10 protein-coding genes and 1 pseudogene are annotated in these 11,766 nt (G+C 66.0%); 3 read left to right on the forward strand and 8 right to left on the reverse strand.

The features are described 5' to 3' along the window. Positions 1 to 6: 6 nt before the first annotated feature. The 6 genes from hutI to F3J20_RS22885 all read right to left on the reverse strand — a co-directional run bounded on the left by hutI (position 7) and on the right by F3J20_RS22885 (position 7,158). Positions 7 to 1,236 (reverse strand): imidazolonepropionase, encoded by a 1,230-nt coding sequence (hutI, locus tag F3J20_RS22860; RefSeq protein WP_167284608.1) that lies wholly within the window; start codon positions 1,234 to 1,236, stop codon positions 7 to 9. Positions 1,237 to 1,366: 130 nt separating this feature from the next. Next, positions 1,367 to 2,053 carry a HutD family protein gene (locus F3J20_RS22865; protein WP_167284609.1) on the reverse strand — a complete coding sequence of 229 codons (687 nt, stop codon included), beginning with the start codon at positions 2,051 to 2,053 and terminating at the stop codon, positions 1,367 to 1,369. A 1-nt stretch (position 2,054) separates the two neighbouring features. After that, positions 2,055 to 3,743 carry a urocanate hydratase gene (hutU, locus tag F3J20_RS22870; RefSeq protein WP_167284610.1) on the reverse strand — a complete coding sequence of 563 codons (1,689 nt, stop codon included), beginning with the start codon at positions 3,741 to 3,743 and terminating at the stop codon, positions 2,055 to 2,057. Between the two features lie 66 nt (positions 3,744 to 3,809). Beyond that, positions 3,810 to 4,505 carry a histidine utilization repressor gene (hutC, locus tag F3J20_RS22875; RefSeq protein WP_167284611.1) on the reverse strand — a complete coding sequence of 232 codons (696 nt, stop codon included), beginning with the start codon at positions 4,503 to 4,505 and terminating at the stop codon, positions 3,810 to 3,812. A 97-nt stretch (positions 4,506 to 4,602) separates the two neighbouring features. Then, complete coding sequence (hutH, locus tag F3J20_RS22880) at positions 4,603 to 6,123, reverse strand: histidine ammonia-lyase (protein ID WP_167284612.1); 1,521 nt, start codon at positions 6,121 to 6,123, stop codon at positions 4,603 to 4,605. A gap of 111 nt (positions 6,124 to 6,234) precedes the next feature. After that, positions 6,235 to 7,158: a LysR family transcriptional regulator gene (locus F3J20_RS22885; protein WP_167284613.1), complete on the reverse strand. Its 924-nt coding sequence runs from the start codon at positions 7,156 to 7,158 to the stop codon at positions 6,235 to 6,237. Between the two features lie 105 nt (positions 7,159 to 7,263). On the opposite strand from F3J20_RS22885, the gene F3J20_RS22890 reads away from it, so the two are divergent. Both F3J20_RS22890 and F3J20_RS22895 read left to right on the forward strand, forming a co-directional pair. Continuing rightward, positions 7,264 to 8,166, forward strand: a complete 903-nt coding sequence (locus F3J20_RS22890) for an NAD-dependent epimerase/dehydratase family protein (protein WP_167284614.1) — start codon at positions 7,264 to 7,266, stop codon at positions 8,164 to 8,166. Between the two features lie 154 nt (positions 8,167 to 8,320). Beyond that, positions 8,321 to 8,503: a hypothetical protein gene (locus tag F3J20_RS22895; RefSeq protein ID WP_167040339.1), complete on the forward strand. Its 183-nt coding sequence runs from the start codon at positions 8,321 to 8,323 to the stop codon at positions 8,501 to 8,503. 144 nt (positions 8,504 to 8,647) lie between these two features. On the opposite strand, the gene F3J20_RS22900 is transcribed toward F3J20_RS22895, so the two are convergent. Further along, the gene (locus tag F3J20_RS22900; RefSeq protein ID WP_167284615.1) at positions 8,648 to 9,385 is read right to left on the reverse strand and encodes a thioredoxin family protein; all 738 of its coding nucleotides are present in this window, start codon (positions 9,383 to 9,385) and stop codon (positions 8,648 to 8,650) included. Between the two features lie 270 nt (positions 9,386 to 9,655). Then, complete coding sequence (locus tag F3J20_RS22905; protein WP_205192734.1) at positions 9,656 to 11,050, reverse strand: NCS2 family permease; 1,395 nt, start codon at positions 11,048 to 11,050, stop codon at positions 9,656 to 9,658. Positions 11,051 to 11,472: 422 nt separating this feature from the next. On the opposite strand from F3J20_RS22905, the pseudogene F3J20_RS32205 reads away from it, so the two are divergent. Continuing rightward, positions 11,473 to 11,766: pseudogene (locus F3J20_RS32205) on the forward strand (PRC-barrel domain containing protein); the annotation flags it as partial.

Below are 11,766 nucleotides of genomic sequence, written 5' to 3' on the forward strand. Positions count from 1 at the left end.
TTTAGCTCAAGCCGCACTCGACTCACGCCGCGTATAAACCGTTTCGCCCGCGCGCACGACTCGCTCGCACAAGGGACGCCCGATCCAGTAAGCCAGCTCGGCCAGCGAATCGACCGGCCATACCGCGAAATCGGCCGCGCGTCCCGCCTGCAACGCGCCGTGCGTGTCGCTCCTGCCGAGCGCGCGCGCCGCATGCGCGGTCACGCCTTGCAGCACCTCGGGCACGGTCATGCGAAACAGCGTGCACGCCATGTTCATCATCAGCAGCAACGAGGTGACCGGCGAGGTGCCGGGGTTGCTGTCGGTCGAAATCGCAATCGGCACCTCGTAGCGCCGCAGCAGATCGAGCGGCGGCAACTGCGTCTCGCGGATGAAGTAGTACGCACCCGGCAACAGCACGGCCACCGTGCCCGCTTCCTTCATCGCGGCAACGCCGGCTTCGTCGAGAAATTCGAGGTGATCCGCGGACAGCGCGCGATGCCGCGCCGCAAGCACAGTGCCGCCGCCGTTCGACAACTGCTCGGCGTGCATCTTGACGGGCAGCCCGTAGCGCGCGGCCGCGTTGAACACGCGCCCGCTCTGTTCGAGCGAAAAACCGATGCGCTCGCAGAACACGTCGACCGCGTCGACGAGCCCTTCGTCTGCGAGTGCGGGCAGCATCGTGTTGCAGACTTCGTCGATATACGCATCGGCGCGGCCCGCGAATTCGGGCGGCAGCGCATGCGCGCCGAGAAACGTCGTATAGACCGTGACCGGATAGCGCTCGCCGAGTTGCCGCGCGACACGCAGCATCTTGCGCTCGCTCGCGAGATCGAGGCCGTAGCCGGATTTGATTTCGATGGCCGTCACGCCTTCGGCGAGCAGCGGTTCGAGCCGCGCGGCCGCCTGGCTAAACAGCGAGGCTTCGTTTGCAGCGCGTGTCGCGCGCACGGTCGAGACGATACCGCCACCCTGCCGCGCGATTTCTTCGTAGCTGACGCCCGCGAGCCGCTGCGCGAATTCATCGGCGCGCTGGCCGCCGTACACGAGGTGCGTATGACAATCGACGAGGCCAGGCGTCACCCACGCGCCGCGCAAATCTTCGCGCGGCCAGGCGGCGTAGGACGCGGGCAACTCGGCCGCGGCGCCGAGCCACGCGATGCGGCCGTCTTCGACGGCGATCGCGGCATCGGCGAGCGTATGGCGAGGGTCGCCCTGCGGGCACAGTTTGAGGTGATGCCAAACGGTTTGCTTCATCGCATGCTCTTTGCTGCGCGGTGCAGCTGGTTGCGTGTTCGTGTGCGTTCGTGTCTGTTCGCGTGGGTCGGCTCGTCTGAGCCCGTCCTGCCATCCCTGTGCGTGCAGGCGAGTTGAAGTCAGTGCGCGATCACCGCCGCGTATAGCGGATGCTAATCGCGAGCACGGCGCCCGTGCCTTCGAGCGTGCAGGTCAGCGCCCTCGGTATGTCGATGCGCAGCGTGTCTCCTGTTTCGAGTTGCAGTTGCGTCGCTTCTTTTTCCGCTTCTGCTTCCACCCCGCTTGCGAGCCCCAGCCCCAGCGCCACCGACCCGCTTGCGCAATAGAGCAGCACCACGTCGCCCTCGATCATGTGCGACGCAGCCCGCTTCGCCTCGCATCGCCACACGTCGAGCACGCCCAGCGCGAGGTCGCGCCGCACCATGAGGTTGAAGTCGCGCGTCGCGCCATCGATAAGCCGCGCCTCGATACGCGCCTCGCCGTCGAAGCGCGCGACGTCGAGCGGTTGCTTCAATGCATGCGACTTCACGACCTCTGCATCATCCAGTTCGTCGAGCAACATGCCCACGCCCGACAACAGCACGAGCGTGCGGTCCACGCCCTCGAAGCGCGAAAACGGCCCGGCCTGCGCGACCTCGGCGACGCTCACACGCCACACGAAATCGCCCGGCGCCTCGCGCTGTCCGCTGCTGCGCGACGGAAACGCGGCCACCTCGCGCGTCATGCCGCCGCCGTTTTTCCACGGCGCCGCCACGAGGTCGGCGCCGCGAATCAGCGTAACGCGTGCCGTGCCGCCCGCACCATGGGCCACGGTCATGTCAGCGGCCGAGCATCGGCAGATCGAGGCCCGCCTCGCGCGCGGTCTGCTGCGCGAGTTCATAGCCCGCATCCGCGTGACGCATCACGCCGGTGGCCGGATCGTTGAACAGCACGCGGCCGAGACGCTGGTGCGCGGCATCGGTGCCGTCCGCGACGATCACGACGCCCGCGTGCTGCGAGAAGCCCATACCGACGCCGCCGCCATGATGCAGCGAGACCCACGACGCCCCGCCGGCCGTATTGAGCAGCGCGTTGAGCAGCGGCCAGTCGCTGACCGCGTCCGAGCCGTCCTTCATCGATTCGGTTTCGCGGTTCGGGCTCGCCACCGAACCGGTGTCGAGGTGATCGCGGCCGATCACGATCGGTGCCTTCAGTTCGCCGTTGCGGACCATTTCGTTGAACGCCTGGCCGAGCCGATATCGATCCTTCACGCCGACCCAGCAGATCCGCGCCGGCAGCCCCTGGAACGCGATGCGTTCGCGCGCCATGTCGAGCCAGTTGTGCAGATGCGGGTCGTCGGGAATCAGCGCCTTGACCTTCGCATCGGTCTTGTAGATGTCCTCGGGGTCGCCCGACAGCGCGACCCAGCGGAACGGGCCCTTGCCCTCGCAGAACAGCGGGCGGATATACGCCGGCACGAAGCCCGGAAAATCGAAGGCGTTGTCGACGCCCATTTCGAGCGCCATCTGGCGGATGTTGTTGCCGTAGTCGAGCGTCGCCGCGCCGCGTTCCTGCAGCGTCAGCATCGCCTGCACCTGCTTCGCCATCGACTGCTTGGCCGGCGTGACGATACTCTCGGGCGCGGTCTTCTGACGCTCGCGCCAGTCTTCGACGGTCCAGCCTTGCGGCAGATAGCCATGAATCGGATCGTGCGCGCTGGTTTGATCGGTCACGCAGTCCGGCGTGATGCCGCGCGCGACGCACTCGGCGAACACGTCGGCCGCATTGCCGAGCAGCCCGACCGATACCGGCGTGCCGCTCCGCTTCGCTTCGTCTAGCATGGCGAGCGCTTCGTCGAGCGTCTTTGCCTTTTTATCGACGTAGCGCGTCTTCAGACGGAAGTCGATGCGCGTCTCGTCGCATTCGACCGCGATCATCGAGAAGCCCGCCATCGTTGCCGCGAGCGGCTGCGCGCCGCCCATGCCGCCGAGACCGCCAGTGAGAATCCAGCGGCCTTGCGGGGCGCCGTTGAAGTGCTGGTTCGCGACCGCGAAGAACGTCTCGTAGGTGCCCTGCACGATGCCCTGGCTGCCGATGTAGATCCAGCTGCCTGCGGTCATCTGGCCGTACATCATCAAACCCTTGCGGTCGAGTTCGTGGAAGTGTTCCCACGTCGCCCAGTGCGGCACGAGGTTCGAGTTCGCGAGCAGCACGCGCGGCGCGTCGGCATGCGTGCGGAACACGCCGACCGGCTTGCCCGATTGAATCAGCAGCGTTTCGTCTTCGTTCAGGTCCTTCAGCGACGCGAGGATCTGGTCGAAGCAATCCCAGTTGCGCGCGGCGCGGCCGATGCCGCCGTACACGACGAGCGCGTGCGGATGCTCGGCGACTTCGGGGTCCAGATTGTTCTGGATCATCCGGTACGCGGCTTCCGCGATCCACGTCTTGCAGGTCTTTTCCGCGCCGCGCGGTGCGCGGATCGTGCGGGTCGGGTCGAGACGCGGATCGATATGCTTAGGATTGTTCATGATGTCCCTCGGATGCGTGAAGCTGTTCGATAACGAATTCGGCGATGGTAAAAAAACGCAATCGGATCAGAAATGCCCGGTAAAGCGGTAGCGGCTGCCCGGATGCCACAGATTGGCGATCGAGGCGACCTGGCTTTGCGACCACGTACGACGATGCAGCACGAGGCACGGCTCGCGTTCATCCATGTTCAGCAGCTCGCGCGTGCCGTCGTCGGCCGCCAGCGCCTCGATGCGGTACTCGACCCGCTGCAGCGGCGCGACGCGCACGAGATACTGGTTCGGCGTCGTGTTCGTGAAGTCCTGCAACGCATACTCGGGCGCGACGGCCGGATTGACCCAGCGCGCTTCGAGCTGCACCGGCTCGTCGTTTTCGAAATGCAGCAGGCGCGAATGAAACACGGGGCTGCCCGCGCTCACCTGCATTTCTTCGGCAAGCTCCGCATCGGCGATGCTCGCGCCGATGTCGAGCACCCGGGCGTGATAGCGATGGCCGCGCGCGACGATTTCATCGGAGATGCTGCGGATCGCAACCAGCGTCGATTCGTACTTGGGACGGGCGACGAACGTGCCCGAACCTTGCACGCGCGTGAGCACCTGCTCCGAGGTCAACTCGCGCAATGCGCGGTTGACCGTCATGCGCGCGACGTTGAACTCGCGCGCCAGTTCGTTTTCGGACGGCACCTGGTCGCCTTCGGCCCATTCGCCCGCATGAATGCGCGCGAGGATGAAGTCCTTGATGCCCTGATAAGCGGGTGCGTTCATTGGCGTGATCCGCGTGCCGGATAGTGGCTGTGACGGCCGGTTGGCTTGCCGGGTTGGCCTACCGGGTTGGCCTACCGGGTTGGCCTACCGGGTTGGCTTACTGCTCGGAGACGAACGAGAACGGGCTCAGCTTGGCGATCGTGCCGTCCTGCACGAGCTTCGTGACGGCCGCGATGTCCGGCGCGAAGTAGTGATCGAGTTCGTAGTGCGGCACGTTCTTGCGCACCACGTCCATCACTTTCTGCAAACTCGGGCTGGTGCGGTGCGGCGCGCGCAGATCGACGCCTTGCGCCGCGGCCAGCAGTTCGATCGAGAGAATGTTGGCGGTGTTGTCGGCGATGTCGCCGAGCTTGCGCGCCGCGAACGTCGCCATCGACACATGGTCTTCCTGGTTCGCGGACGTCGGCAGCGAATCGACCGAGGCCGGATGCGCGAGCGTCTTGTTTTCCGAGGCGAGCGCAGCGGCCGTGACGTGCGCGATCATGAAGCCCGAGTTCACGCCGCCGTCTTTCACGAGGAACGGCGGCAGGCCCGACAGCGTCGCGTCGATCAGCAAGGCGATGCGGCGCTCGGCGAGCGCGCCGATTTCCGCAGCGGCCAGCGCGAGATTATCGGCCGCGAACGCGACCGGTTCGGCGTGAAAATTGCCGCCCGACAGCACTTCGCCGGTGTCCGGGAAAATCAGCGGATTGTCGGAGACCGCGTTCGCTTCGGTCAGCAGCGTTGCGGCAGCCTGGCGCATCTGGTCGAGACAGGCGCCCATCACCTGCGGCTGGCAGCGCAGGCTGTACGGGTCCTGCACCTTGTCGCAGTCGGCGTGCGAGACGTTGATGCCCGAGCCTTGCAGCAGCGACCGGTAAGCCGCCGCCGCGTCGATCTGACCGCGATGGCCGCGCAGTTCGTGGATGCGCGCATCGAACGGCTTGACCGAGCCCATCGCCGCATCAACCGACAGCGCGCCGGCCACGAGCGCCGTGCGATAGAGGTCTTCGATCGCGAACAGGTTGTAGAGCGCGAGCGCGGCCGACGCCTGCGTGCCGTTGAGCAGCGCGAGGCCTTCCTTCGCCTGCAGCGTGAGCGGCTTCAGGCCGACGAGCGCAAGACCTTCGGTGGCCGGCAGGCGCTCGCCCTTCGCGAACACTTCGCCGACGCCGAGCAGCACCGCCGACATATGCGCGAGCGGCGCGAGGTCGCCCGATGCGCCGACCGAACCCTTGACCGGAATCACCGGCAGCACGTCGGCGTTGAACAGCGCGAGCAACGCTTCCATGACTTCGCGGCGAATGCCCGAGTGGCCGCGGCCGAGGCTCGACAGCTTCAGCGCCATCAGCAGACGCACGACCGGGCGCGACATCGGCTCGCCGACGCCGACCGCATGCGACAGCACCAGATTGCGTTGCAGCAGTTCGAGTTGTTCGCGCGGGATATGCGTGCTGGCGAGGCGGCCGAAACCGGTGTTGATGCCGTAGGCCGGCTCGCCCTTCGCGGTGATGTCGGCGACGGCCTGCGCGCAGGCGTCGATGGCGGCGTGGCTCGCGGGATCGAGTTGCAGCGTGACCGGCTCGCGGGCGATCCGGCGCAGTTGCGGGAGAGTCAGGTGGCCGGGCTTCAGCATCATGGTGGTGTAGTCCTGTCTATACAAGTTCAAATAAGTCTAGCTCGGCGAACTTGTATATACAACTTCTTTTTCAAGCTTTCCCGCCTGGGGATTTCCATGATTCGCGCCCCGCTACAGCCTCACCTTGCCCGCCATGAAATCCAGAAAGCACTGCACGCGCCCCGCGAGCGACGCGCTCTGGTAGTACACCGCGTTCACCGGCTGCCGCTCGTCGACGAGCAGGTTGCCGAGAATCGGCACGAGGCGGTTCTCGCGCACGTCGGCGGCGGTCATGAAATCGGCGAGACAGGCGATGCCCCAGCCCGACAGCGCCAGTTGCCGCAGCGTCTCGCCGCTCGACGCGGTGATCGACGGCTCGATCTTCAGCCGTGGCGCCGCGTCGTCGTGAGCCTGGCCGCGCTTGCGCCCCTTGCCGCCCTCGCGCAGCGGCCAGCGGTTCAGGTGCTCGGGCGCGGTAAAGCCGATCAGCCGATGCGCGCGCAACGCGTCGAGCGTGGCCGGTTCGCCGTATTCGGCGAGATACGCTGGGCTCGCGAGCACGCGCAGTTTGCTGCTGCCGAGCGCGCGCGCATGCAGCGTCGAGTCCTGCAATGCGCCGATGCGGATCGCGATGTCGACCTTCTGTTCGAGCAGATCGACGATGCGCTCGTTGCTCGTCAGTTCGAGCCGGATCTCCGGGTACAGCGCAGAAAACGCCGTCATATGCGGCGCGATGCAATGAAGCATGAACGGCGACGCCGCATCGACGCGCAAGCGCCCCGACGGCCGCTCGCGGCCGCGCGCGACCGACTCCTCGGCCTCTTCGAGCGCGTCGAGAATCGCGCGGGCGCGCCGCAGAAATGCCTCGCCCTCTTCGGTCAGATGCAGGCGGCGCGTCGTGCGCCGCACGAGCGCGGTATCGAGCTTCTGTTCGAGGCGCGTGAGCGCGCGGCTCACGCCGGAGACAGTCTGCCCCAGCTTCTCGGCCGCCGCCGTGATCGAACCGCAGTCGATCACGGTGACGAACACGAGCAATTCGTCGGTGGACGTTTTCATTATTAACTCGAAATCAAGATTGATTTGAGACTAACACGCTTTTTGCGAAAATCGATGCGGGCGATACTGCGTGCCTGTCCCCGTCATTGCATCAAGGAGAATGTCTTGAAGATTTTCGTTACAGGCGCAAGCGGTTTTATCGGCGGCTCGATTGCGGCGCATCTGGTGCGCGCCGGCCATCACGTGCGCGGTCTGATCCGCAACCCCGAACAGAGCGCGGAGTTGCAGCGGCTCGGCATCGAGCCCGTCATCGGCACGCTCGACGACAGCGCGTTGCTGAACGCCGAAGCGCAAGCGGCCGACGCCGTCATCAACACCGCGAGCAGCGACCACGAAGGCGCGGTGCGCGCGCTGATCGACGGGCTCGCCGGCTCCGGCAAGGTGTTCCTGCATACGAGCGGTTCGAGCATCGTCGGCGATGCCTCGGGCGGCGAAGCCGGTGAATCGCGCGTCTATCACGAAGACGCGCTGCCCACGCCGACCGCCGACAAGGCCCCGCGCGTCGCGATCGACCAGCTCGTGCTCGACGCGGCACAGCGCAACATCCGTTCGGCCGTGCTGTGCAACACGCTGATCTACGGCCACGGCGCGGTGGCGGGCAGCGCCAGCGTGCAACTGCCGCGGCTCGTGCGTCAGGCGCAGAAGAGCGGCGTGGTGCGGCACGTGGGCAGCGGCGGCAACGTCTGGTCGAACGTGCATATCGACGACGTCGCCGAGCTGTATCGCCTCGCGCTCGACAAGACGCCGGCCGGCACGTTCTATTTCGTCGAAAGCGGCGAAGCGTCGTTCCGCGACATGAGCGCCGCGATCGCGCGCGCGATGAAGCTCGGCGCGCCGCAGGACTGGCCGCTCGAAGACGCCAAGCAGGAATGGGGCTACGAAATGGCGTCGTACGGCCTCGGCTCGAACAGCCGCGTGCGCGGCGGGCGCGCACGCACGCTGCTCGGCTGGCAACCGCGCCGCACCTCGGTGATCGAGTGGATCGAGCACGACATGATGGCGGCGTAACCGGACGCCGGACGGGGCGCCGCGCCGGGCGTGGCGCCCCGTAATCTGTGTAAGCGCAGCCGTTGCGAATCCGTAAGCTCGTTTCGATAGAATCGCGCTCGATTTGACCGTGCGATTCGACCGTCCGCATCGCACACGAGCCCGGACCCAATCGATGACCCTCGCGCTGAATTTCGACTGGCTGACCAACCTGCTGGCGATTCTGTTCGTTATCGCGTGCCTCTACGACGCGCGCTACGACGAATACGGCGTCTTGACCCTCGCCGCTGCCGCGATGAGCCTCGCCGTGATGGCAATGGAGCTGTTCCTCAAGCCCGCTTTCGACATGGCGTTATAACGTCGCCGATAGCGCGTCGATACTGCACCGACGCATCGGTGGCACGCGCGGCACAGCGGCCGCGTACACACCCATCTCCAGCCGCTTTTTCGCAACGCCAACGCACAGGCCACGCAGCAGCCGCGCCTCACCTCATCGCATCGCTCACGAACCACACGCGAGACACGCGCCGCCCGCCTTGTCCTCGTAGCGATCGTGATGCCTGACCCAGTCGGTCAGATTGCTCGCCTCGTTGCGGCCTTTCGGTGCGATGTCGAGATGCGCGTAGACGCCGACGAAACGCTCGTCGCCGCGTCCGTAGCATGAGTACGTGTGATACACGTCGCCGTTTTCGTCCTTGTAGAACACGCTATGGCCGTGTTGCTCGTCGATGCCGACGTCCTGCTCGACGAAGTTGTAGAACGCCGTCCTGCTCGCCAGCTGCTCGGGCGTGAACGACACGTGGTAGTCGAAATTGAACTCGCTGCCGTTCGACGATACCCACGGAAACGTCCAGCCCATGCGCCGCCTGAACGCCTCGATTTTCGCGAGCGGCGCGTGCGACACCGTCACGTAGCTCACGTCGTGATGTTCGAGATGCGTGACGATGCCGGTCATATGATCCGAGAGGAACGAGCAGCCGACGCAGCCCTCTTCCCAATCCTCGCCCAGCATGAAGTGATAGACGATCAGCTGGCTGCGGCCGTCGAATAGCTCCGCGAGTGTCCGGCGCCCTTGCGGCGTGTCGAACGTATAGGTCTGGTCGACCTTGACCCACGGCAACGCGCGACGCTTGCGCGCGAGTTCGTCGCCGGCGCGCATATGCGCTTTTTCCTCGGCGAGCAGCGCGCGGCTCGCGGCCAGCCACTCGTCTCGCGTGCCGATACGGTGTTGCGGTTCCATTTGCGTCTCCTTTCCCGCGCGATGCGGGCCCTGACCATGAACTTATGGTTTAGAAACGCTAGCGCGAAAGTCAAGGACAGGTCGGCGCACTCGCACGGCATGCCATGTGCGGCAAGGAATGCGAGCGAAAAAGACACGCGGTACGCCGCGGCTCAAAGCATCGAACCGCGACGTACCGCGTGAAAGTGGAGAACAGCGGGTGGAGAACAGCCGGTGAAGAACTGCTGGTGAAAACAGCCGTTGAAAAACAACGACTCCCTGCAACGCAACTCAGATCGCCCAGCCGCCCAGATAGAACCCGACCAGCACGACCGCGATCACCACCGTGCCGATATTGAGCTTGCGATATTCGCCGCTCACGACACGTCCGATCACGAGCGTCGCGAAGCCGAGCATGATGCCGGTCACGATATTCGCGGTCAGCACGATGAACACCGCGCACACGAGCCCGGCCATCGCGTCGACCATGTCGTCCATATGCAGCTTGCTCACGTTCGACAGCATCAGCAGACCCACGTACATCAGCGCGGGCGCCGTCGCATACGAAGGCACCAGACCCGCGAGCGGCGAGAAGAACATCACGACCAGAAACAGCAGGCCGACCACCGCCGCCGCCATGCCGGTCTTCGCGCCCGCCGCCACGCCGACCGTCGACTCGATATACGCAGCCGCCGGCGCGCCGCCGAGCAGGCCCGAGAAGATCGAGCTGAGCGAATCGGCGGTCAGCGCGCGGCCGCCGTTGATGATGCGGCCGTTCGCGTCGAGCTGCCCGGCCTGGCCCGCGACCGCGCGGATCGTGCCGGTCGCGTCGAACACGGCGGTCATCACGAGCGCGAGCACGCTCGGCAGCACCGCCATCGACAGCGCGCCCTTCACGTCCATCGCGCCGATCAGCGAGGCATGGCCCGGCGCGCTCAGCGACGGCACCGCGAACACGCCGTGAAACGCGACGGCCGGATCGATCGCGAGCCCGAGCGCCGAAATCGCAACGATCACGATCAGGATCGAGCCGGGCACACGCCGCCGCACGAGCCCGAAAATCGCCGCGAGCCCCACCACCGACATCAGCGCGGGCAACGCCGTGATATGCCCGAGCGACACCGGCAAGCCGGCGCCCGGATTCTTGACGACGAGCCCAACGTCGTTCGCGGCGATCAGCAGCAGAAAGAGCCCGATGCCGATGCCGGTGCCGTGCGCGATGCCGGTCGGCAGGTTGCGCAGAATCCACGAGCGCACGCCCGTCACCGAGATCGCGGTAAACACGACGCCCATCAGGAACACCGCGCCGAGCGCGACGGTCGGATGCAGGCCCTTGCCGAGCACGAGGCCGAATGCGGTGAACGCGGTCAGCGAGATCGCGCAGCCGATCGCGATCGGCAGGCGCGCCCACACGCCCATCAAGAGCGAGCCGAATGCCGTCGTCAAACAGACGGCGACGAACACCGCGCTGGTGTCGAAGCCCGCCTTGCCGAACATGCCCGGCACGACGAACACGGAATAGACCATCGCGAGGAAGGTCGTGATGCCCGCAACGATCTCCTGGCGCTGCGAACTGCCGCGCGCGGAGATTTCGAAATAGCGGTCGAGAAAGCCCTTTGCGCCGAATGATTCGGCGTCGAACGATTCGCTCGCGACTTCGGGATTCGCGAGAGCCTGGGGTTCCATCATGGTGAGTGCCTCCTTTATCAGCGCGCTGAAACGGCCGCTTGCCGCAGCCATCATCAGGTTCGTCTCGTGGATTGATTTAATGGGGTGACGCTTTTTCTGTCTCGCAATGTAGGCGAAGACAAATATGTGTCCAATCGCATGAATGGCATGCCGGACATGTCGCGCGGCTTATATCTTTGACGCGACGGCGGCTCGTACGCGGGCGCCGCGCGTTTACACCTACGGCCCGGCCCCCCGAATCCGCCGGGTTCGCGCGGCACGCCGCATGCGTCGAAACGCCGCGCGACGGCCCGCGGACGCCCGCGCCCGGTCCCCGGAAAGCGGCCGGCGCGGCCGCACAGGTTAAACTCTGGCCCGTACCTGTCCCAACCGCGGCGGCTTATCGCGCCCGTCCGCACTGGCCCATGGAGTTTTTCCTGATGACTGGCGGTTTTCCGCGCCCTGCCTCGCGTGCCTGGCGTCTGCCGATTCACTCGCCCGAGCGGCCTGGTTCGCTTCGTTCGCTTCTTCGTTCATTCCGCCCGCTCCGCTCGCTCATCGCCGTGTTCTCGCTGCTCGCGCTCGCCGCGCTGTCGGGCTGCGGCAGCCTGCTGTGGGGGACGCAGCAGGCACCGATCGTCGATGCGACCGTGATGCCGGTCGAACCCGCGAGCGCGCCGGTCGAGGCCTCCGCGCCCGAGCCGGTCGAGCCCGAGGTGCCCGAAGGCCCCGAG

Source organism: Paraburkholderia sp. Cy-641 (assembly GCF_011752945.1).
Classification (GTDB): domain Bacteria; phylum Pseudomonadota; class Gammaproteobacteria; order Burkholderiales; family Burkholderiaceae; genus Paraburkholderia.

Bases quoted from the DNA above. Each gene is read 5' to 3' on its own strand.
- hutU (WP_167284610.1), bottom strand. From the start codon at position 3,743: ATGAACAATCCTAAGCATATCGATCCGCGTCTCGACCCGACCCGCACG.
- F3J20_RS22885 (WP_167284613.1), bottom strand. From the start codon at position 7,158: ATGAAAACGTCCACCGACGAATTGCTCGTGTTCGTCACCGTGATCGAC.
- hutI (WP_167284608.1), bottom strand. From the start codon at position 1,236: ATGAAGCAAACCGTTTGGCATCACCTCAAACTGTGCCCGCAGGGCGAC.
- hutC (WP_167284611.1), bottom strand. From the start codon at position 4,505: ATGAACGCACCCGCTTATCAGGGCATCAAGGACTTCATCCTCGCGCGC.
- hutH (WP_167284612.1), bottom strand. From the start codon at position 6,123: ATGATGCTGAAGCCCGGCCACCTGACTCTCCCGCAACTGCGCCGGATC.
- F3J20_RS22865 (WP_167284609.1), bottom strand. From the start codon at position 2,053: ATGACCGTGGCCCATGGTGCGGGCGGCACGGCACGCGTTACGCTGATT.
- F3J20_RS22900 (WP_167284615.1), bottom strand. From the start codon at position 9,385: ATGGAACCGCAACACCGTATCGGCACGCGAGACGAGTGGCTGGCCGCG.
- F3J20_RS22895 (WP_167040339.1), top strand. From the start codon at position 8,321: ATGACCCTCGCGCTGAATTTCGACTGGCTGACCAACCTGCTGGCGATT.
- F3J20_RS22905 (WP_205192734.1), bottom strand. From the start codon at position 11,050: ATGGAACCCCAGGCTCTCGCGAATCCCGAAGTCGCGAGCGAATCGTTC.